Source organism: Bremerella cremea, assembly GCF_039541315.1.
GTDB classification, from domain to species: domain Bacteria; phylum Planctomycetota; class Planctomycetia; order Pirellulales; family Pirellulaceae; genus Bremerella; species Bremerella cremea.
In genome coordinates, this window is sequence record NZ_BAABFZ010000003.1 from 2,051,356 (window position 1) to 2,072,918 (window position 21,563).

Consider the following 21,563-nt stretch of genomic DNA (forward strand, 5'->3'; position numbering starts at 1 on the left):
CGTTTTGAGGGGAAGAGGTTTTATTCGTCGACGGCGGTTGGTCCCAGCAAGGCTCGTAAACGACGGATCGCACGCAGATACCGCATGCTGGCCGCAGCCGGTGTCAGATCGAGTGCCGCGGCAACGTCCTGATTCGAGAGTTGCTCGAAGTGTCGCATGATGACCACTTCGCGATCCTGGTCGTCCAGTTCTTCGATCGCGGCTTGGAAACGGATATGCAGCTCTTGCATGGTTGCCGCTGCCCCAGGCGTGGTATTTTGATCGCACAGCTGGGCGGCGAGATCGACCGACGACTGGTCCATGTTGAACCCGACGTTCAAGTTTTGCTCGCGGTCGACGCTCCGCTTGCCGCTGACGCGGTGCCGACGATGGGCGTCGATGATCCGATCTTTGGCCATATGCCGCAGCCACAAATGGAACGGCATCTTGGGTTCTGCCAGGTAATCGGTCAGGCGGCGGTTGGCGTCGACCAGAACTTCCTGGACAATGTCGCTGGCGTCGACTCGTTGCTGGATGCGTTTATCAAGCCGCATCTCGATCATACGGCGCAGCGAATCGCGATGACGCTGCAGAAGCGCATCCCGAGCCGAAGTGTCTCCATTTCGGGCTCCGTCCAGGAGCTGCTGCGTTTTGTCGGTTTCCGGCCACATACTGTTATTATTTTGGTCGAGAGGGGTAGGCAGCAAGCCGCCAAGGTAGAATTCCGGGGGAACTAGACCGGCATTAACCCACAAAACCGGGCAATCTGGTGTTAAAACGCATCCATTCTGCTAAAAAATCGGTGCCTGGGCGGAATCGTTTTCCCCGGTCACTTCGTCTAGTTAAGCATAAAGGCCCATTGTGGAGCATCCGCGTCGTGCAAGCAGTTCCCCCCCATCGGAAAGCCGAGGGGATTTGTTGGAGTCCCATTTTTCGGGTCTTCACGGGGAACTTTTGGGCACGTTGTACCACCTTTTGGGCAATATGGAGGACGCGCACGACGCCCTTCAGGAAACATTTATCAAGTGTTGGCGGCATCGAGATCAACTTCCCGAAATTGAGAATGTCAGGGCATGGATCTTCCGCATCGCCGTGAATACGGGTCGCGATATGCGGATGACGGCGTGGCGCCGGAAGCGTCAGGCCCTGGGAGACGAGCAGCAAGCGGTTCCCAGCAACGAGGCCACCCCGGCCTTCCATGCTCAAAGGTCTGAGCAAATGGAACACCTACGGATTGCCGTATCAGAACTGCGAGACGAAGAACGGGAAGTGTTCCTGCTTCGTCAGAACGGTGACCTGACGTACGAGGCAATCGCCGAGACGCTTTCCATTCCGCTGGGAACGGTCAAAACGCGAATGCGTATGGCCCTGACCCACCTGCGACAATATCTGGCCCCAGACGACCAACCACGAAAGAATCCCTTGTAACTTTCCTTCAGCGTACGAGAAGCCTCGGAGGCGACTCGTGCCCGGCAGCAACAAATTCAACCATGAACGATCGCGAGCTACTCCAGCAGCAGATGCTGGAACTGATTTACGGCCTACTCTCGGATGAAGAATCCGCAGAGCTGGTCGATCGTATCAGTTCCGACGGCGAGCTGGCCCGCGAATATGCCGAGCTGAAAGAACGGACCGAGCTGCTGGCCGAAGTCACCCGGATCGACCAGCCCCAGCCCGACTACGACAAGTGGAAGCGCGAAGCGGATCGCAACGACGATCGTCCGGCTCCGAAGGGTGCCGCCACGTGGGCTTCGCGAACGCTACAAGTCGTCGCCGCCCTGGCAGCCTGCTTGCTGGTCGCCGCCTTGGGTTACCCACGGCTGAGCATCGACACTGAAGAACAAACCTTGGCGATGGCTAAGCGGCAACAATCGCTGGCCAACAACTTCTTAAGCGTCTCGGTGAGCGGGCCATCGCTGATGGCAGCCGACGTTCGCAACGACTTCTACGTCTCGGTCGAGAACGCCGCCGACGAGCCCGTCGATGCCGAGGTCGAGTACACCTTCAAGTCACCAGAAGGCAACACGGTTTATTACGGCCTGACGCAAGCGGTCAACGGCCAGGTCGTTTGCCAGATTCCACCCGACGAAGTCTCGAGCGCCGCCAAGCTGGAAGTGGTCGCCAAGCATGGCCAATCGAAGAGCGAGCTGGGTCTCGACCTGGCCGTCGCTCCGCCGAAGCCAATCGCGGTGCTGCAAACCGATCGCGAAATGGTCGAGCCAGGCGAGCTTCTCAACTTCCGCGCGGTCGTCCTCGATCCACAGACCAATCGAGACCAGTCAGCCAATGTCGACTTCGTCTGGAGCTTCGCCCAGGGTGGTCCTAGAAATCATATCGCCAGTGCCGAGCGTTCGACGCTGAAAGGTGTCGCGCAAGGGCAAATGATGCTGCCGGCGGAAGAACGAACGCCGATCGTCGAACTCGGTGTGCAAAGTCCGCAGCTTCAAAACGCCTATCAGCAGCGGGCAGTCCCCGTGGTCGACAATCACCTGAACGGCGACGACGCTTACCTCGCGGAATCGCAGCGTCGATACGAGAGTGTCTACAGCAACAATCTAGCCAACAATGCCCGCGCCGCCCTTTTAAGTGGTGCCGCGACCTTGCCGTCGGTCGAAGCCAAACCGGAAGGTGGCCAATTGGTCGCCGGGGTGAAGAATCGCTTACGTTACATGGCCAACCGGGTCGATGCCGACCAGCCGCAGACAGCTCCACAGCTTCAGATCAACGGCGCCCCGGAAGCCCAGGTCGCTGCCAGCAACAAGCCAGAGCAGGCGTACGGCTACTTCGAGTTCGTTCCTGAAGCGATGCAAGATTACACGCTGGAAGTTTCTGAAACCGCGAAAGATTCGATCCAGCAGCCGATCGCCCAGGCCCTTCCATTGCCCGCCGCATTGCAGATCAACAATGGGGTCGCTCCGGCCGACCAGCCGCTGGAAGTTGAAGTCCGCGTCGCCCAACCGAACACCACGCTCGCGCTCGTTGCCGGTGACGACTACGCCACGATCGGACATAACGTCTGGAACGTCGGCGTGAACGCTCCGATCACGCAGCCGGTTCAGCTCGATCTACCCGCCGAAGCCACTGGCGCTCAGCGCGTCCGGCTTTATAGCATTCCTCAAGAAGACAGCGATTCCGATCAGAATCCACAGCTGATCGCTGAACGCATCATCTATCGCATTCCGGTTCAACGGTACGACATCACCGTCGATGGCCTGCCAACCGTCGCCCAGCCAGGTCAAAAGCTAGATCTGCAAGTTGCGGTTACCGACGAATACGATTCCCCTGCCCCGGCCACGCTGGGTGTGCAGATGGAACGTTTGTCGGACGTTCTTCCCCAATCGCAGCAACCGCTGGGACTGGAAGGGGAACTGTTCCTCAATCGTCGCGTTCAGGTCCCTCGCGGTGCTGCCGGCATGCCTGACAACGTTCGCGATCTGGAACAAGACACCGTCTGGTTCGACCAGGTGCTCGCTTTGTCGTCTTGGCGAAACGATGCCTCGCAAGTCGATTCCATGGGAGCCATGGCGTTTGGGATGGCTCTAGCAGCCGATACGTTACCGGACACCTCAGTCGATCTTCCCTTGCTACGACGCAGTAACAAGAAGGCGATCGCGTCCGACTATCAGAAGGCGATCGCTGCCCTGCATTCGGACTGGGAGAATCAGCTCGAACAAGTTCGCCTCACCTCAAGTTGGCTTCTGTCGATCGCCGGCAGTGTGCTGATTGTTTGCTTGATCGCTTTGGCCGTTCTGCAAGGCGTGTCGAAGATCAAGGTCTGGGGCCCTGGTCTGCTGGTCGCCCTTGGGGCGATGCTGTGGGGCATGATGTCGCTGAACCTTTCGCTGCCGAGCATGAGCACGACGAAGGCAATCCCTGACATGGTCGCGCTGAACGAACCAATCGCGAAACCAATGATGGCCGACCGCCACGACTTGAGCGACGCCAAGGCGACTATCGAAGAACGCTCGCTGCCAGATGGTGCCCTGCGAAAAAGTGCTCCGAAAGTCAGCGCGGCGAAGCTGCTGCAGCCAGCGGCCGAGTTCCAACGCAATGGCATGGCCATCGAACAACAACAAATCAACTTGAAGCAAGGCCGACCAAGCGTCGACAATCTCGCCAAGGGTGGCTTTGGCGGTGCGATGCCTAGCGCTGGAATGCCTGGCGCAGGGATGCCAGCAGCCGCGCGAAGTCAGGCCCCTGCCGCGGATGCCGACATGGGCGGCATCGGTGACATGCGAGGTATGGGCATGCCGCAACCAGGTCGAGGGATGGGACTGATGGCCCAGCCAGCCGACAATCCTTTCCCAAAGGAATCGGAATCGCTTCGCCGAAAGCTGCTTCCGCAACCGATCTTGTGGCTGCCACGTCTTTCGACCAACTCCGACGGGCAAGTTTCGATTCCGGTCGATCTGCCACAAGAGCCCGGTCGTTATCGCTTGCTGATCGACGCCCATGGTTCCGGACGAATCGGAACGGTGGTTCGCTACATCGAGGTCGCGCCGCTGGCGGTTTCTGAACCAGTCGCGCCGGCCAGCGAACCTGCCGCCGAAGAGTCTCCGTAACGAACATGCCGGATCTGCCGATCGCAGCGATTGCGATCGGTGCCGAGCCTGACAAACCGTCAGGCCTCGCTCGACGCTTCTTTCCCTACGGCGAAAACTACCTTGTGCCTCCGCTTTCACCGGAAAGCGATTCTCTTTGGCACCTACGTGCAAACGATTCGACTTCGGGAAGTATCTTTCGTGGATTTACCTGTCTGGCAGATCATCGTGCTGGCGATCGTCCAAGGGGTTGCCGAGTTCCTGCCGATCAGTTCGACGGGGCACCTGGTGGTGCTGGCCACGCTGCTCGATGCCGACGCCGACCACTTCGACCTGGTGGGGCTGAACATCGTGCTGCATGCTGGCACGTTGGGCTCGATCCTGGTGGTCTATCGCCAGCAGCTTTATGAAGCCCTGACCAAAGACCGGCGGCTTCTGTTTTTGCTGGTCGTCGCGACCATTCCGGCCGTGATCGCGGCGTTGGTTTTGAAAGCAACCGATACCGACTCGCTGCTCGAGTCACCGCTGGTCGCCGGAATTTGTTTGCTGGTGACCGGAACGATTCTGCTTCTGTCGCAGCGACTTCCGCAGACAAAACAAACCTACGAACAAACCTCGTGGTCGCAAGCCTGGTGGATCGGCTGTGCCCAAGCGTTGGCGATCCTGCCCGGCATCTCGCGCAGCGGTTCGACCATTTGCAGCGGCCAGGCCCTGGGCCTTTCCCGCGAAGGTGCCGCGACGTTCTCGTTTCTGATGGCGGTCCCGGCCATTCTGGGTGCCATCACGTTGCAAGTCGCCAAGAGCATCGGCGACTGGGACGACGCCTCGAGAACACCTGCCTGGCTACTGCTGCTGGGTGCGGCGATCTCGTTTGTGGTGGGATGGTTCTCGCTGGTACTGCTGATCAAGGTGGTCCAGCGTGGTCGCCTGCACTGGTTCGCGTGGTGGTGTTTTGCCGTTGGGTTGTTTGTCATCGCCTGGCAAGCGACGATAGACTGAGAGATCTCTTCCCCCAGGGCGAACCATCCGATGCAACTGTCTGAACTTCACCAGCAACTACTCCGCCACGACCGCACCAAAGACACCTACGCCGAAGGTGTGGTCGCGACCTTGCTGGCTGGCGCGATCCAACTGGAAGCCAGCGACGTTCACTTGCAGCCGACCGCGCAAGGCTTCGACGTGAAGCTGCGAATCGATGGGGTGCTGCAAACGGTCGGCAATCTGCCGCGCGGCGAGAAAACCGACACGTCTGCTCGGCTGAAGATCATGGCAGGCCTGCTCACCTATCGCACCGACATTCCTCAGGAAGGCCGCGTCAGCGAGCTTTCCCACGGGCACGAAGTCCGCGTGAGCACCTTTCCGGCCCTGCATGGCGAACGGGTCGTCATCCGTATCTTGTGGCAGAAAGAAACACTGCATCACCTGGAAGATCTCGGGCTCGACACGGCCACCACCAAGGAACTGGCCAGCCTGTTGCAAGAGTCGTCCGGCATGATCCTGATCGCCGGTCCAGCTGGCAGCGGCAAGTCGACGACTGCTTATGCCTGCTTGCGACATATCGACTCGCTGGAAGATGGCGGACGTAGCATCGTGACCTTGGAAGATCCGATCGAAACCGAAATCCCAGGCATCTCGCAAAGTCACATCCGTCCTTCGGCCGGGTTCGATTTCGCCACCGGACTTCGCAGCCTGATGCGACAAGATCCGGAAGTGATTTTGGTAGGCGAGATGCGTGATCCGGTCACCGTCGAAACGGCCATGCAGGCCAGCTTGACCGGGCAGCTAGTCATTAGCACGTTTCACAGCGGCAGCGCTGCCGAAGCGATCCGCCGACTGATCGACATGAACATTCCGACCTACATGATCCAGTCGGCATTGCTCGGCGTGCTGCATCAACGGTTGGTTCGCAAGCTGTGCGACTGTGCGGTTGCTTGCGAAGAGTCGCAGCGATACGGCTTCCGCCTGGAAGGCATGCGTCAGCCGGTAGGCTGCGAGAAATGCCGAGGCACCGGCTATCTGGGACGAACGCTTCTCGGAGAATGGCTCGTCCCGCATAAGCATCGCCTGGGACAGGTCGCGTTAGAGTCGGCGACGACGGCGATGATTGAAGCCTGGGCCCATGAAGCGGGCATGGCTTCGCGGTGGGAACAAGCCGACGCGATGCTTTCGGCCGGCATCACCAGCCCGGCGGAAATTCGCCGGGTGCTTGGTTTTCGCGAAATGCCTTCGTCCGGCTAACCAGGGGCCGCGGCCGCTTCCGCCTCGGCTTGCTGTTTCTGCACGACCATCGTGTCGATGATCCCCGCACCACAAGCGTCGCCGTAGACGTTAACGGTCGTACGCAAGCGATCCAGGAACCAGTCGATCGCCAGGATCGTACCGATACCAGTCAATGGCAGCCCGACCGCTTGCAGCACGATGACCATCGTCACCAGGCCTGCTTCCGGAATACCAGCCGCACCGACCGCCGCCAGCGATGCCGTCAGGAAGATGATCACCAGGTCGGCCATATCGAGATGGATGCCGAGCGTCTGGGCGATGAAGATCACCGCGACCGCTTCATATAGCGCGGTACCATCCATGTTGATGGTCGCCCCCAATGGCAACACGAACGAAGCCGAGCGATTCGAGACGCCGTTGTTCTCTTCCACGCATTCCATCGTCACCGGCAAAGTGGCCGCACTGCTGGCGGTACTGACCGACGTCAACAAGGCCCGCAACAAGTTGAACGTGTAAACGAACGGATTCCGTTTGCCCAATGCCCACAGCAAGGTTGCCAGCACGATCGAATGCAGCAGCAAACCAATCACAACCGTGGCGACGTACCAGCCGATCGCTTGCAACTGTTCGAGGAAGCCTGCCGCGCCGCCATTCTTGGCGATGTTGGAAGAGACCAGCCCGAAGATACCTATCGGCGCAAACATCATCACCATGTGCACCATCTTCATGACCGCCTCGTTACAGACGTTGAAGAAGCGGATGACCAGCATCCCTTCATCCCCGAGCGTCGTCAAAGCACCACCAAAGACGATTGCAAACACGATCAACGCCAGCACGTTGGTGTTGGTCGCCGCCAGAAACAAGTTCGACGGGAACATACCACTGCCAGGGTCTCCTTCACGGCCACGGAAGACATCCAGGAAAACTTCAATGGTCGTCTGCCCCTGCTTCGCTTCGACCGAGTCGGTTCGATACGCGAAGGTATCGTCGGCAGAGTTTCCTGGCTGAATGATGACCACCAGCAGAATGCCGATGAACACCGCGATCGCCCCGGTGCTGAAGTAATAGATGATCGTCGACAGACCGACACGTCCCATCTTGCGAACGTCCCCCAGCGAAGTGATCCCGCTGATCATGCTGGTCACCACCAGTGGAATGACCAGCAGTTTGAGGACCTGCAGGAACAAGTCGCCACAGAACTCGCAGATGATGTAAATGCCTTGCGGCACGCCGAGGTTGCCGGCAGCCTTTTCTTTCTCGACATCTTGGACCGTATCGCGGGTCGCGTCGATGCGGGCCTGGATCTTGGGCAACTGCCCTTCCAGACGATCGGCCTCTTTATTCAGCCGCTGAACTTCCTGCGGGTCGGTCTCGGCCTTGGCTTGCTCGCGGAACTTGGCAGCGTCCGCTTCTTTCTGCTCGATCGTCTTCTCGAGACGAGTCAGTTGCTTCTCGGGACCTTCCGAGGCCAGCCACATGGACTTCCCATAGACCAGACCCAGCGTCACACCTAAGAAGATGCCAACCAGGATGAGGATCAGACCTCGCATGCTGTTGTCGGTATGGGGTTTGTCTTGGGTGTCGCTCATTCGGGTTCCTCCCTCGGATTGCCGCGGCATTGCTAGTTGACCGCCTAAGATAACCGCCCCAACAACCGAAAACCCAGACAAGAAGGTCATAAATTGCCGCGTGAGAGCCATATATTGGAACCACAGCGACATTTGGACTCGGATTTGCTGGAAAAGTTTGTGTGGTCCCTCTTGCTACCCGGAGCGTATAATTCCCATAGATGGCCACCAATGCGGTTTTATTTACCACAGTGGCCAACTGGTCGTTTAGAGGAGTGAAACGTTCGCTGCTTCGCCAAGGAGATGAATAGCTATGAAATTGGTATCTCTTTTAGCGTCGATTGCCGCGCTGTGGTGCGTGCTGGGGGCCATTGTTCTGGGGCCCGGCATCCTGGCGTATCCGCTGGCCTGGGGTGCGGTCTTCGCGGTTTTGTTCGGGATTCATAAGGTTTTCGGCAGCTCGATAACCCCGTCCGACGCGACCCCGCAAGTCGAGAAAACGTCGTCCAGCAATGTTTCGGACAATGCGCTCTCGCACGATCGCTCGGCCGCCCTGGCTCGATAAGGCGATCGAAACGCTTCCGACTGGTTTCTCCTGCCGAGAAGGCGATTCTCGGCGGATGAAAAATCAGATGAATTTCTGAAGAAGCAAGAATTCTGCCTATACCTGAGGCATCTTCGTGCACACTAAAGCGGCTTTATCGGGCCGATCGCACCCCTAGCAAGCCCGTTGCCCCACTTCTAGACGGATCCCCTTACGCCGCTTGTGTATCAAATTAAGGGGTCGTATAATCGCCTTCACTGGCGAAGCCACCGCTCTTAGAGCGTTTTCACTTGGCGCAGACGCCAGGTTTTCTGGGCACGGATGTCTTGCCCGCTTGGGCACGCGCACGATGCGTGCTATAACGCCGGGACTACACCCCACTCGGGATCCTCCCGAGAAGACTACAACCATCGAATAGTTTGCAGCGAATCGCTCGCTGCTCGCAGAAGTTACCCCCTCAGGAGATTACGTACCGTGGCAGTAAAGGTTGCAATCAACGGTTTTGGACGCATCGGTCGACTCACCTTCCGCAACATGATCGCTCGTCCTGAGGAATTTGAGGTCGTCGCGATCAACGACCTGACCGACAACAAGATGCTGGCGACGCTGCTGAAGTACGACAGCACCCATCGCCGCTTCCCAGGCACGGTCGAATTTGACAGCGAAGGCCTGACCGTCAACGGCAAGAAGATCAAGGTTCTGGAAGAACGCAATCCAGCCAACCTCCCTTGGGGCGATCTGGGCGTTGACGTTGTGCTGGAAAGCACCGGCGTTTTCACCGGCAAGAAGACCGAACAGAAGCCTGGCTACGATTCGCACCTGGACGCTGGTGCTCGCAAGGTTGTTCTGTCGGCTCCTGCCAAGGACGAACCAGATCTGACCTGCGTTCTGGGTGTGAACGACGACAAGCTGACCGCCGACATGACCACCGTGTCGAACGCCAGCTGCACGACCAACTGCCTGGCTCCAGTCGCTAAGGTCCTGAACGATTCGTTCGGTATCGAAAACGGCTTGATGACCACCATCCACGCCTACACGAACGATCAGCAGGTGCTGGATCTTCCTCACTCGGATCCTTACCGTGCTCGTGCTGCTGCCCAGAACATCATTCCAACTTCGACCGGTGCTGCTAAGGCAGTGGCTCTGGCCATTCCGGAATTGAAGGGCAAGCTGACCGGTATCGCCATGCGAGTTCCTGTCCCAACCGGTAGCGTCGTCGACCTGACCGCTAACCTGTCGAAGGAAGCCACCGCCGAAGAAATCAACGCTGCCATGAAGGCTGCCGCTGAAGGTCCGATGAAGGGTATCTTGGCTTACACCGAAGACCCAATCGTCTCGTCCGACATCATTGGCGACCCACACAGCTCGATCTTCGCTGCTCCGTTCACCGCGGTCATCAGCGGCAAGCTGGTCAAGGTTGTCTCGTGGTACGACAACGAAGCTGGCTACTCGGCTCGTGCTGCCGACCTGGTCAAGAAGCTGGGCACCATGTAATTCGCCCGGCTTAATCGCCAAAACCATCAAAACCCTCGGATGGATCTTCCCTCCGAGGGTTTTTTCGTGCGCGCATTTCTTAGGGTAGATTTGAACAATTCATGACCGATCAAATTTTGCCTGTCCGATTCGCTTTGACACGGTTGGCCGAATGTCCGAACATTGGTGCATCTGCGTGAGCCCATCGCGCCCCGCCCCACTTGCTCTCAAGACTTCCAGTCCCTGACGACTGCTCAGCATTGCCATGAACCTGACCTTAAAATCAATCGGAATCGTTGCCCTGGTAGCCTCGCTACTGGCCGGCACCCAACTTGTTCAAGCCGCGGATGCCAAGGCACCGAAGCTGCCAAACGTCGTCGGCCCCGAGACGCCAGCGTTTGTCATGTCTGAATACATCTTTCCGGCCGAGAACCGCCCAACCCCCAACAGCCACGCTTCGACCGTCGTCGAAACACCAGAAGGCCTGGTTGCGGCGTGGTTTGGTGGAACGCATGAGAAGAACCCGGATGTCGGCATCTGGGTTTCGCGTCACACGCCCGAAGGCTGGACCACTCCGGTTGAAGTCGCCAATGGCGTCGAATCGGAAGAACTGCGATACCCAACCTGGAACCCGATCCTCTTTCAACCGAAAGAAGGACCGCTGATGCTGTTCTATAAGGTCGGTCCGAGCCCCAGCAGCTGGTGGGGCATGCTGATGACGTCGACCGACAACGGCGCGACCTGGAGCGCACCGAAGCGTCTGGGCGAAAACGAAGCGATCGGCCACTTGCTGGGCCCTGTGAAGAACAAGCCGATCCAGTTGGCGGACGGTACGATCTTGTGTCCTTCCAGCACCGAGACCAAGGGCTGGCGAGTCCACTTCGAGGCAACCAAAGACCTGGGGCAAACCTGGGAAGTGATTGGCCCGATCAACGATGCCAAACTGTTTAACGCTATCCAGCCAAGCATCCTGACCTATCAGGACGGCCGAATGCAGATCCTTTGCCGAACGCGAGAAAACGTCGTTGCTTCCGCCTGGTCGCAAGACGGTGGCAAGACCTGGAGTGCCCTCAGCCCGACCGATCTTCCGAACCCCAACTCCGGAACCGATGCGGTCACGCTGGCCGATGGCCGCCAACTGCTGGTCTATAACCACACCGTTCGCGAATCGGACTTCCCCGCAGGCCGTAACATGCTGAACGTGGCGATCTCGGAAGATGGTCAGGCCTGGCATCCGCTGCTGACCCTGGAACGCCAGCCAGGCGAGTACTCGTACCCGGCCGTCATTCAGACCGCCGACGGCAAGGTGCATATCGTGTACACCTATCGCCGCGAAACGATCAAGCATGTCGTACTCGATCCGACGAAGCTGAAGATCCCCACGGCCGAACCGATGAAGTAGGCCGAACACATCGGATCCGGCAAAATCGTTGCCGGATCCGCGGAATCATGCGATGCTAACTGGCAGTTGCTTTCGTCTGCCAGCGATTCCGCGAAGGTACTTCCATGGACTTTGAAACCGCTCCTGAGCGAGCTCCCGTCGACTGGATCACACCGGCGTGGAAACTTGGGCTGATCGCCCTGATGCTCGGCCTCTTCGCCGCCTTTCGTGGTCAGGTCGTCTTCGCTTCGCTCCCTTACCTTCAATACTTGCCAGGCACCTTGCTGGCCCTGGTGGCGATCAGCTATTTGCGACGAAGCCATGTCGCCCTGGCCGTGATCGTCGCGAGCTTCTTTGTCGGCGTGTTGTCGACGCCGGTCGTTCGGCCTGATCCACCGCGTCGCTGGTACTTGTTCCTGGAAAGCTTTGGCTGGATGAAGCTGACGCACAGCTTGCCGCTGCTGGGCTGCGTGCTTCTGGGAACGATCGTGGCGATTGCCTGGGTGGCGTGGAAATCTCGCTCGCCTGCCTCCCCCAAGACCGCTTAACAGACCGCTCGTTCGTTATCGCTTCGCAACGCCTGGCAGGCTTAACTGCCCACGACTGGCATCCGCGAGGCGTCCCTTCGCCATCTCGACGTACTTCTGCGATTGATCGATGCCGAGATAGCTTCGTCCCAATCGCTGAGCGACCAGCGCCGTGGTGCCACTGCCGAGAAACGGATCGAGCACGACGCCATCTTCCGGGCAGGTCGCATTGATGCAGGTTTCAACCAGCGTTTCTGGAAAGACGGCGAAGTGCGCGTCGCGGAACTTCGACAGCGGGATCGACCAGACTGTCCGCTTGTTGCGGCCCTTGGGATGAAAGGCCTGGTCCCAGCGAGCATCGTGCAGGTTGCTGCTGCCCCCATTCTTGCCTGCCTCTGGCGTGCTTCCGCGGCGATGAAAGTGGTTGCGGCCCCCCTTCATCTTGCTGTTCTCGCTGAAGGTGACGTGCGGCTCGCGAATGGCGTCGGCGTCGTAGAAGTACTGGTTGTTCTTCACCAGCAGAAAGACATACTCGTGATCGGTTGTGGGACGTGTCTTCACGCTGCTGGGCATGGCATTGGGTTTGTGCCAGATCACGTCGCTTCGCAGCTTCCAGCCATCACCACGCAAAGCCAGGGCGACTTGCCATGGCAGACCGAGCAATTCGCCGTCGAGGTATTTGTCGCCGAGTACCAGCCACAAAGCGCCGGTCTCTTTCAGCGTCCGGCGCACTTCGCGGAAGACTTCGACCAGGCTCTGGACATACTCTTCCGGCGAGGTCTCTTGGCCGATCTGATCGTCGCCGTCGTAGTTTCGCTGCTGAAAATAAGGAGGACTGCTCACCACGCAGTCGACCACTTCATCTGGGAAGCTTTGCAGCACATCGCGCGAGTGCCCGTGATAGACGGCATTCAACGCGAACTGGGGCGAGGTCTTCTGGGAACCCTTCCTTGGCATGCTGCCTCCTGGCGACTACATCTTTTCGACGGTATCGATGCCCAACAGATTCAGGCCTTGTTGTAACACCCGAGCGGTCAAATCGCAAAGCAAGAGCCGGCTGTTCTTCTGCTCTGGGGTGTCCGCCTTCAGCACTTTGCACTGATCGAAGAACGTGCTGTACGACTTGGCCAACTGATCGAACAAGTAGTTCGTCAGGTAGTTCGGGCGATAGTCGGCCAGCACATCGTCCAGGGCTTCCGAGAACCGCAGCACAGCGATCGCCAACTGACGCTCGGCAGGATGCTCGATGACGATCTTCGCGCCGCTGGTTCGCAGCGTGGCGATGTCGACTTCACCGCGACGGAAGATGCTCTGCACGCGAGCATACGCGTACTGCATGTAGGTCGCCGTGTTCCCCTGCAGGGCCAGCATCTTGTCGTAGCTGAACTTGTAGTCCGACTCGCGGTTCTGCGACAGGTCGCCATACTTCAGCGCGGCGATCCCGACCGTTTCCGAAATTTGCTTCCGCTTGGCGTCATCGAGTGTTGGACCTTCCGGAGCGGCATCGTCAGCATCGCTCACCACTTTGAAGGCTCGCGAAACGGCTTCGTCCAGCAAGCCTTCCAGCCCGACCGTATCGCCGGAACGGGTCTTGAACGGCTTGCCATCGTCCCCCATCACGGTGCCGAAGCTGACATGCTTCAGCTCGATATCGTCGAAGCCCCACAGCCTTGTCGCGGCGAACAACTTGTCGAAGTGCTCGCCCTGGCGGAAGTCGACGACGTACAGAATCGCATCGGGCTTCCACGTTTCCATCCGGTACTGAATCGTGGCGAGGTCGGTCGTCGAATAAAGGAACGCGCCATCTCGCTTGCGGATGATCATCGGAGCCTTGAAGCCATCCAGGAAAACGCACGTCGCCCCTTCCGACTCCTTCGCCAAGCCCTTTTTCTCGAACTCTTCGACCACCGTTGCCAGTCGATCGTGATAGAAGCTTTCGCCAAGCTGATGATCGAAGGTGACCTTCAGCCGTTCGTAGACCCGTTTGATTTCATCTTCGCAGTACGGCAGGAACTCTTTCCACAACGCGAGGTTCTGTTCGTCCCCTTGGTGCAGCTTGACCGTCTCTTGCAGAACGGCCTCGGCGATGTTGGCGTGCTGGGCTGCCATCTCGCTTGCCTGAGGTGAGTCTTCGGTCTTGGCAATCTTGGCCTGTGTGGCGGCGATGTCTTTACTCAAGTCGTCCATCTGCGATTGCAGGCGACCAAGCTCTTTCTTTTGCTTCTTCGCTTCCGCCTTGTCGGCAGGTTCGCCGGCCGCTTTCAGCGCTTCGCATTCCGTGGTTCGTTCGGCCAACTTCGCCTGGAGTATCGGCAGTTCCTTCTTGGCATCGAAGTAATCCATCAAGCCGCGCACGACACGATAGATTCGCGACAGCTCAGGCACCGGGGCGGCCTTGTAGGCATCGGCGTCGGCAAAGTTCTTGTAACCATAAATGATCATCCCAAACTGGGTTCCCCAGTCGCCGAGATGGTTATCACTGATGGCGTTGTGCCCCATGAATTTCAAAGTTCGACAGATCGCGTCACCAATCACCGTGCTACGGATGTGCCCGACATGCATTGGCTTGGCAACGTTCGGCGAAGAGTAGTCGACGATGTAGGTCTTGGCGGTCTCGGCCTTGTCGACACCAAGACGCGGATCGGCCTGGGCAGAATCGAGCTGCTGTTGAATCCACGAGTCGCGAAGCTTCAAGTTGATGAAGCCTGGTCCGGCGACTTCCGGCGTTTCGCACAAGTCGTCCAGTTGAACGGCAGCCACGATCTCGGCAGCCAGGTCACGTGGCGACTTGCCTACCTTCTTGGCCAGGCCCATCGCAAAGTTGGCCTGGTAGTCGCCAAACTTCGGATCGCCAGCCGGGCGGATCATGTCCAGCAACGGAGCAACATCGTCCGTCATCGGCTGAAGGACAGGCTGAAACCGGGCACGCAACAGGGCAAGAATGTTCATAGCTTGGCTTAGAGAAAAATTCTGTCGTAACTCTTCTTGTCCCCTCTCCCTTGAAGTGAGAGGGCCAGGGTGAGGGATTACAGACCTCGATGCCATTTTGCAGAGAAGCGTCCACGCATCTTCTCGACATCCATCGGGAGCCAACCCCAGATCCTATTTGAAACGCTGGTACTTGCTTCACCCCTCATCCTAACCCTCTCCCCGAAGGGGCGAAGGGACGGAAAGACGCGAAACAAGCGACCTTGGATCAGATAGGCCTCAGTTTCCGATTATCACCCAGATACGGTCCCAGGGGGACCCGGGGAAAGACTATTCGCCGGGGCTGCGAAGGATGTTGGTCATATCGACCTTCTTGGCGTCGCCCCACAACTGTTCCAGCTGGAAGTATTCGCGGGTCTCTTCATCGAAGAGGTGGCACACGACCGTTCCATAGTCCAGCAGGATCCAACGGCTTTCGTCGTATCCTTCACGCCCCATGCGGCGGTCGCCCATCTCTTTTTCGAGCTTGTCGTCGATCTCTTCGCTCATGGCGTGCAACTGGCGGCGGCTGCCACCGGTGCCAATGACGAAGTAGTCGAAGATCGGCGTCAGGTGCCGCATGTCGAGGATGCAGATATCGCGCCCCTTGTTGTCTTCAATCACTTGCGCGGCGGCGGCTGCCAATTGAAGGCTGCGATTGTCGCCGTCGGCGGCGGGAGTTTCAGGCTTTTCGGAATCAGTCACGCGATTGCTTTAGATAACAGGAGACGAATGTAGTTTGGTACGTGGGCCAGATTAGGCCGAGGTATTCGCATGAGTTTTATGGCCGCCAGATCCGCCCCCTTCGAGCGATTCGTAGCGACCGAAGATCATGCGGCCAGCGCTGGTCTGCAGCACACTGGTAACCAGAATGCGGACCTGCGAATTGATATGATCGCGACCACCTTCGACGACAATCATCGTGCCGTCGTCCAGGTAACCAACCCCTTGGCTGTCTTCTTCCCCCTTTTTGACAATCCGAACCGAAAGATGTTCGCCTGGCAAAAAGACGGGCTTCAGGGCGTTGGCGATTTCGTTGAGGTTGATCACCTCGACGTTATGCAGCTTGGCCACTTTGTTCAGGTTGTAGTCGCCGGTGACGATCTTCCCTTCCAGCAGCTTCGCCAGAAGGACCAGCTTCATATCGACCGGCTGCCCTTCCATGTCGGGCGTTTCGCGGTCGTGGATCTTCAGGTCGACCTGATCGTTGTTTCGCAAGCGATTCAAGATGTCGAGCCCGCGACGTCCGCGGCTGCGTTTCAGCTTGTCGCTACTGTCGGCGATGCCCTGCAGTTCCGCCAGAACGAACCGAGGCATGATCAGCACGTTGTCGAAGAACCCGGTCTCGACCACGTCGGCGATCCGGCCGTCGATCACGATGCTGGTATCCAGCACGTAAGGCTTCGGACCCTTCACTTCCTTCGCGAATTCGACGTAAGGAATGATGAAGCGGAAGTCATCTTTGGTTTGCAGCACGAGGCTAATACAGGAATAGCACAGCACCATCCCCACCACTAACTGCAGTGCCCGGTGTGCCGTCACGGCCCCAGGGTTTTCGGTTGGGAACCAGACCTGCGTAATAAGCCCGAGGATATACGTTAAGGAAAGTCCGACCAGCAGACCAAAGTAGACGCCTGAGATGGTGTCGTATCGCTTGTTTTTGACGCCGATATCGATGCCGATGACACCAAATGCCAGGATCAACACCCCGATAAATGCCCAGAAGGGCTGATCTTGCAGCGCGCTACGAAAGGCATCCACCTGAATGACGGTGATGCCCACCCCGGCCGCCACCAGGATGAAAACGATTCTAAGAACGATCAGCGCCACGAGAGACCCTGCAGGAGCCGACCCGATACGAGGCGGTTGCGCCAGCAACCCCCATCCAGGCAGGTCGAGCTCCCCTTAAAAGATAAACCTGTTCACTATTCCGAGTGCGTATTCTACTCCGCAATTCTTCGGAAAGCATCCCCATAGACTACCGAAAATGGGCGTCAAACTCCCGTTGGCAGTAGGAGTCGGTCATGGTTCCGATGTAATAGCCGACCGTCCGAGGCAGCCCCCAAACGTCGACCCATTCCGCCAACTTTCCGCGGATCAGTTCCGGCCGTCGAAGGTACCCGTCGTACATCCGCCGAAGCTGATCTTGCCCCCGTTCACGGAACTCGACGATGTCGGGATGGCGGTAAACACGATGAAACAGAAACTGTTCGAGCTTCGTCTTTTGCGCACGCAGATCGTCGCTGACCGTGACGATCGGCTCGCACATCTCCGCCTCTTCCGGCGTCTGCGGACTCCACTTCGCCAGACGCTCCAACGCGGTCTCGGTGACGTCGGTCACTTGCAGGTCGATCAATTGTCGAATGACCAGCTTCCGCAGCCGGCGTCCCGTCAGTTCGCCGTAGCGCTGATAGACCCGCTCGGCACTTTGGGCAAACAGTGGAATCTGCATCAACTCGTCGAAGGTGACCAGTCCCAGCTTCAAGGCGTCGTCGGCATCGTGAGCGTCGTAGGTGATGCTGTCGCACGACTCGACCGTCTGGGCTTCCAGCAGCGGCCGCAGAAAGGTCATCTGCCGCTTGTCGACGCGGGTATGCTGCCCTTCCAGAACCTCGTAGGTCAGGTTCAATCCATCGTAATGGGGACTGCGAACTTCCAGGTGCTTCACCAGGATCAGGCCGAACGCGTTGTGCGAGAAACCGCCACAGTCGACCATGCATTCCTTCAGCACATCTTCGCCGGTGTGGCCGAACGGTGGATGGCCGATATCGTGTAGATAGCCCAGTGCTTCGATCAATTCTTCGTTCAGGCCCAGGCTGCGGCCGATCGTACGGGCAATGGTGACGACTTCGATCGTGTGCGTCAGACGCGTCCGATGATAGTCGCTGATATTCATGAAGACTTGCGTCTTATCGGCCAGGCGACGGAAGGAACTGCTGTGGATGATCCGGTCGCGATCGCGTTGGAATGGCGAGCGGTAAGGGTGGTCGGGCTCATCGAACTCGCGACCGCGCGATTGTCGGCTCCGCAGCGCGTAGGGCGCCAGCAGCCGCTCTTCTCGCTCGTTGTAATTCATGAAACTTCGCATGGTTCCTTCTGCGGGACGCCTCTCGATTTCCGGTGTCGATGCGGTTCGCAAGGCAAATCACATCCGGTTGCAGCCCCTGAATCGTTCCCTTTGGGCTACGCCCCTTAAGATATCGCCCATCGGCCGTAACTCCCAGTATAGGCCTAAGTTCGGTGCGACTTACTGACGCTGGAAATCCACCTAAGGTGTTGCGGCTTATCCCACGTAAGTGGTTCGGCGCCTCACCTCTAGTTGCCACCTCTGACGGGCCCTGTTAGCCTGAACTGAATTAGCGCTCGTCATTTATACCTTTAAGGTCGGGTTTGCCCCATGGCAGGGGCAGGCGTGAGGCCCGGTCTTTCCAGCCCAGCATGATTGTCTGCCATCGTGGATTTTCATCGAGACAAGCTGTCTGCCATTGATCCGACGCAAGATGCTTCTTGCATCAGCGTTCGCGGGGCACGTGTCCACAATCTCAAGAACGTCGATATCGACCTGCCGCGGGACCAGTTGATTGTCATCACTGGTCCGAGTGGTTCCGGGAAAAGCTCTCTGGCGCTCGACACCTTATACGCCGAAGGACAGCGGCAATATGTCGAAAGCTTGTCGGTCTATGCCCGGCAGTTTCTCGACCAGATGGAACGCCCCGACGTCGATCTGATTGTCGGCCTTCAGCCCACCATCTGCATCGACCAGCGAACCGGCAGCCAAAACCCACGCAGCACCGTCGCCACGATCACCGAGATCTACGACTACCTGCGCCTGCTGATGGCACGCCTTGGGCAGCCTCACTGCTGGAAGTGCGGTCGCGAGATCACCCAGCAAACGGCCGAACAGATTCAGGATCGCCTGCTGGCCCTGCCTGAAGAAACCAAGCTGATGATCATGGCCCCCATGGTCCAGGGACGCAAAGGAGCCCACAAAGAAGTCATTGATCGGATCCGACGCGAAGGCCTGCTGCGGGTTCGTGTCGACGATGAGGTCTATCAGATCGACGAAGTTCCGGAACTGAATCCGAAGAAAAATCACACCATCGAAGCAGTCGTCGACCGGATCATCATTCGCGAAGGTCTGCGATCGCGGATGAGCGACTCGGTGGCGATGGCCCTGAAGCTGGCCGACGGCCGCCTGCTGTCGTGCCACCTCGACACCGAAATCATCGACCCAGACCATCCCAAGGGAACCTGGATCGACCAGATCTTCAACACCGAACTGGCCTGCGTCGAATGTAACTTGAGCTTCATCGACATCGAGCCACGCACGTTCAGCTTCAACAGCCCGTACGGTACCTGCCCCAAGTGCGAAGGCCTGGGCATTTGCGAAGAGTTCGATCCCGATCTGGTCGTGCCTGATCGCGAGATTTCGCTGGATGATGGAGCGATTGCACCTTGGCGGGGCGTGACCGCCTCTTCGTTGACGAAGCTCAGCAAAGGACTCGATGCGTTTCTGACCAAGCAGAAAGTTGATCGAACCTCGAAGCTGAGCGACTGGAGCGAAGAACAGCGGACGAAGCTTCTTTCCGGCGATGGCGACAAGTTCCTCGGCGTGCTGATCGCGCTCGAGAAAGAGTTTGTCACCACCACACGTAAGAAGCGGCTTGAACAGCTCTCGAAGTTCCGTGGCAAGCTCCCCTGCCCTGCCTGCCATGGTGCACGATTGCGTCCCGAGGCTTTGGCCGTCCGGGTCGCCGATCACAACATCCACGAGATCGTCCGCAAGAGTATCAACGATGCCCGCGGCTTCTTCGATGAACTTGAGTTCGACGAACACGAGAGCCTGATCGCCACGCCCATCGTTCGCGAGATCGCCAAGCGTCTCGCCTTCCTCGAGAAGGTCGGGGCCGATTACTTAACGCTCGACCGCGCGGCCGATACGCTGAGCGGTGGCGAACTACAGCGAGTTCGCCTGGCGACCGGGATCGGCAGCGGCCTGGTCGGCATCTGCTATATCCTCGACGAACCATCGATCGGGCTTCATTCGCGTGACAATCATCGCTTGATCGAAGCCCTCGTCGAACTGCGAGACCACGGCAACACCGTGATCGTCGTCGAACATGACGAGGCGATCATGCGGGTCGCCGATCGCCTGGTGGACGTCGGTCCTGGGGCAGGTCATCGCGGCGGGCAGATCATCGCCGAAGGGACGCCTGCGGTGGTCTCGGATGTCGATGGTTCGATCACCGGCCAATATCTTTCCGGCCGAAAGAAGATCGAGATCCCCCCATCGCGTCGCAAGATTGCCAAGACACGGATGATCTCGCTGGAAGGTGCCACCACCAACAATCTGAAGAACGTGGGCGTGCAGGTTCCGTTAGGTGCATTTGTCTGCGTAACCGGCGTGAGTGGCAGCGGGAAGAGTTCGCTCGTCAACGAAACGATCACGCCAGCTTTGCTTCGCCGACTCGGCCAACCGTCGCAGCGACCCGGTCCGTTTACCAGCCTGCGTGGTACCAGCCAGATCGACAAAGTGATCCCGATCGATCAGTCGCCAATCGGCCGCACACCTCGTAGCAACCCGGCCACCTATACCGGCGTGTTTGACGAAATCCGAAAGGTGTTCGCCGAAACCCGTCAGGCAAAACAGTATGGCTACAAAGCGTCTCGTTTCAGCTTCAATGTGAAAGGCGGTCGCTGCGAAGAATGCCAGGGGCAAGGTTTGCGGAAGATCGAAATGAACTTCCTGCCAGACCTCTTCGTCGAGTGTCCCGCTTGCCATGGCAAACGGTTCAACCGCCAGACGCTGCGAGTTAAATACAAAGATCAATCGATTGCCGACGTGCTGAACCTGCCGATCGAAGAAGCGGCCGAGTTCTTCGACGCGGTCCCCACGATTCATCGTGTGCTGGCCAGCTTGTGCGACGTCGGCCTTGGCTATCTTTCGCTCGGCCAACCCAGCACGACCCTTTCCGGCGGTGAAGCCCAGCGTATTAAGCTGGCGACCGAGTTGGCCCGAACCGAAACCGGTTCGACGCTTTACGTCCTCGACGAACCAACGACCGGTTTGCACTTCGAGGACATTCGTCGTCTGCTGTCGGTCTTAAGCCGGTTGGTCGACAAGGGAAACACGGTGCTGGTGATCGAGCACAACCTGGACGTGATCAAGTGTGCGGACTGGCTGATCGATCTTGGCCCCGAAGGTGGCTCTGGCGGCGGTCAGATCATTGTGACCGGAACGCCGGAGCAAGTCGCCGAATGCGAGGCGAGCTATACCGGTCAGTATCTCAAACCATTGCTTAATGGGCACGCCGGCGAATAATTCGCCGTGGGGCTCTTCCCCGATGTGATTTTCGAACTCTC

General features: G+C 58.4%; 16 protein-coding genes. 9 read left to right on the top strand and 7 right to left on the bottom strand.

Going from position 1 to position 21,563, the window contains the following annotated elements; translation table 11 throughout:
• Window positions 1–20: 20 nt before the first annotated feature.
• Entirely contained in the window at window positions 21–650 is a 630-nt protein-coding gene (locus tag ABD890_RS10540; protein ID WP_345088575.1) for a sigma-70 family RNA polymerase sigma factor, read from the bottom strand.
• A 313-nt stretch (window positions 651–963) separates the two neighbouring features.
• Between ABD890_RS10540 and ABD890_RS10545 the strand changes: the two genes are divergently transcribed.
• The 4 genes from ABD890_RS10545 (at window position 964) to ABD890_RS10560 (ending at window position 6,758) form a co-directional block, all read left to right on the top strand.
• Window positions 964–1,407, top strand: coding sequence for an RNA polymerase sigma factor (locus ABD890_RS10545; RefSeq protein ID WP_373356125.1), 444 nt, complete (start codon window positions 964–966; stop codon window positions 1,405–1,407).
• A gap of 62 nt (window positions 1,408–1,469) precedes the next feature.
• Window positions 1,470–4,541, top strand: coding sequence for a hypothetical protein (locus tag ABD890_RS10550; RefSeq protein ID WP_345088579.1), 3,072 nt, complete (start codon window positions 1,470–1,472; stop codon window positions 4,539–4,541).
• Window positions 4,542–4,721: 180 nt separating this feature from the next.
• On the top strand, window positions 4,722–5,519 hold the full coding sequence (locus tag ABD890_RS10555) for an undecaprenyl-diphosphate phosphatase (protein ID WP_345088581.1): 798 nt from the start codon (window positions 4,722–4,724) through the stop codon (window positions 5,517–5,519).
• 30 nt (window positions 5,520–5,549) lie between these two features.
• The gene (locus tag ABD890_RS10560) at window positions 5,550–6,758 is read left to right on the top strand and encodes a GspE/PulE family protein (RefSeq protein ID WP_345088583.1); all 1,209 of its coding nucleotides are present in this window, start codon (window positions 5,550–5,552) and stop codon (window positions 6,756–6,758) included.
• On the opposite strand, the gene ABD890_RS10565 is transcribed toward ABD890_RS10560, so the two are convergent.
• Window positions 6,755–8,329, bottom strand: a complete 1,575-nt coding sequence (locus ABD890_RS10565; protein WP_345088585.1) for a cation:dicarboxylate symporter family transporter — start codon at window positions 8,327–8,329, stop codon at window positions 6,755–6,757. The genes ABD890_RS10560 and ABD890_RS10565 overlap by 4 nt on opposite strands.
• A gap of 292 nt (window positions 8,330–8,621) precedes the next feature.
• Between ABD890_RS10565 and ABD890_RS10570 the strand changes: the two genes are divergently transcribed.
• The 4 genes from ABD890_RS10570 to ABD890_RS10585 all read left to right on the top strand — a co-directional run bounded on the left by ABD890_RS10570 (window position 8,622) and on the right by ABD890_RS10585 (window position 12,254).
• Window positions 8,622–8,873 (top strand): hypothetical protein, encoded by a 252-nt coding sequence (locus ABD890_RS10570; protein WP_345088587.1) that lies wholly within the window; start codon window positions 8,622–8,624, stop codon window positions 8,871–8,873.
• Window positions 8,874–9,326: 453 nt separating this feature from the next.
• Window positions 9,327–10,346, top strand: coding sequence for a type I glyceraldehyde-3-phosphate dehydrogenase (gene gap / locus ABD890_RS10575; protein ID WP_345088589.1), 1,020 nt, complete (start codon window positions 9,327–9,329; stop codon window positions 10,344–10,346).
• Window positions 10,347–10,590: 244 nt separating this feature from the next.
• Complete coding sequence (locus ABD890_RS10580) at window positions 10,591–11,727, top strand: sialidase family protein (protein WP_345088591.1); 1,137 nt, start codon at window positions 10,591–10,593, stop codon at window positions 11,725–11,727.
• 104 nt (window positions 11,728–11,831) lie between these two features.
• Window positions 11,832–12,254, top strand: coding sequence for a hypothetical protein (locus ABD890_RS10585; RefSeq protein ID WP_345088592.1), 423 nt, complete (start codon window positions 11,832–11,834; stop codon window positions 12,252–12,254).
• A gap of 15 nt (window positions 12,255–12,269) precedes the next feature.
• Here ABD890_RS10585 and ABD890_RS10590 read toward each other — a convergent pair whose 3' ends face one another.
• From ABD890_RS10590 to dgt, 5 genes are all read right to left on the bottom strand, one after another.
• Complete coding sequence (locus ABD890_RS10590) at window positions 12,270–13,190, bottom strand: DNA-methyltransferase (RefSeq protein ID WP_345088594.1); 921 nt, start codon at window positions 13,188–13,190, stop codon at window positions 12,270–12,272.
• Between the two features lie 15 nt (window positions 13,191–13,205).
• Entirely contained in the window at window positions 13,206–15,182 is a 1,977-nt protein-coding gene (gene argS / locus ABD890_RS10595; RefSeq protein ID WP_345088596.1) for an arginine--tRNA ligase, read from the bottom strand.
• A 309-nt stretch (window positions 15,183–15,491) separates the two neighbouring features.
• Window positions 15,492–15,905 (bottom strand): ribosome silencing factor, encoded by a 414-nt coding sequence (gene rsfS, locus ABD890_RS10600; RefSeq protein WP_345088598.1) that lies wholly within the window; start codon window positions 15,903–15,905, stop codon window positions 15,492–15,494.
• A gap of 51 nt (window positions 15,906–15,956) precedes the next feature.
• On the bottom strand, window positions 15,957–17,030 hold the full coding sequence (locus tag ABD890_RS10605; protein ID WP_345088600.1) for a PIN/TRAM domain-containing protein: 1,074 nt from the start codon (window positions 17,028–17,030) through the stop codon (window positions 15,957–15,959).
• A gap of 148 nt (window positions 17,031–17,178) precedes the next feature.
• Entirely contained in the window at window positions 17,179–18,288 is a 1,110-nt protein-coding gene (gene dgt, locus ABD890_RS10610) for a dGTP triphosphohydrolase (protein ID WP_345088602.1), read from the bottom strand.
• A 366-nt stretch (window positions 18,289–18,654) separates the two neighbouring features.
• Between dgt and uvrA the strand changes: the two genes are divergently transcribed.
• On the top strand, window positions 18,655–21,522 hold the full coding sequence (gene uvrA / locus ABD890_RS10615) for an excinuclease ABC subunit UvrA (protein WP_373355744.1): 2,868 nt from the start codon (window positions 18,655–18,657) through the stop codon (window positions 21,520–21,522).
• Window positions 21,523–21,563: the final 41 nt, after the last annotated feature.